Here is a 524-nt window from a genome sequence, read left to right as displayed (position 1 = left end):
ACGTGCGACAGCCGAGATCACGCCGACGCGTAAGGGTCCCCGGCAGCTAGACGTCAGAGCGTCCATTGGGGACGAAGGTTACCGCCGTTTGATGGAGCATCTCTGGTATGTCATCGTTCGTTGTTTGCTTCTTCGTTCAGGTCTTGGCTGATCGGTGCTGCGAACATGTGTTCGACTAATCGCACTACCTGATCCCTGATTCCACGTATGTCTGCCACCGGCCCCTGCAGTAGACGCTGTAAGGCCAACCCCCGCATAGCGCCAACGACGAACTCAGCCCCGAGCGCGGGATCGATATCGCTGCGCACCTCGCCGCGGGTAATTCCCACCCGCAGGTTGTCCTCCAGCCATGCAAACATCTCCCGGTTGTATTCGGCGACGACTCCGGCCGTTTCCGAGTTCTCCAGTAAGGACTCCGCCAGCAGAAGCAGGAGTGTGCGGGTGTTTGTCCACTTCGGATCACTGCGCCCAAGGTAGACGCGGACATAGCCCAGTACCGCCTGCAGCCCCTCGGGTTGCGTCGG

The 524-nt window shown here is 60.3% G+C and carries 1 protein-coding gene; it reads right to left on the bottom strand.

What is annotated here, in order from left to right; all coding sequences use genetic code 11:
- Window positions 1–110 precede the first annotated feature (110 nt).
- Window positions 111–524, bottom strand: a 414-nt coding sequence (locus SB659_RS19065; RefSeq protein WP_410551520.1) for a TetR family transcriptional regulator C-terminal domain-containing protein, incomplete at its 5' end; no start/stop codon positions are given.

This window comes from Arthrobacter sp. SIMBA_036, from assembly GCF_046535135.1.
Lineage (GTDB): Bacteria > Actinomycetota > Actinomycetes > Actinomycetales > Micrococcaceae > Arthrobacter.
This window is presented reverse-complemented; position numbering and strand designations above follow the sequence as displayed.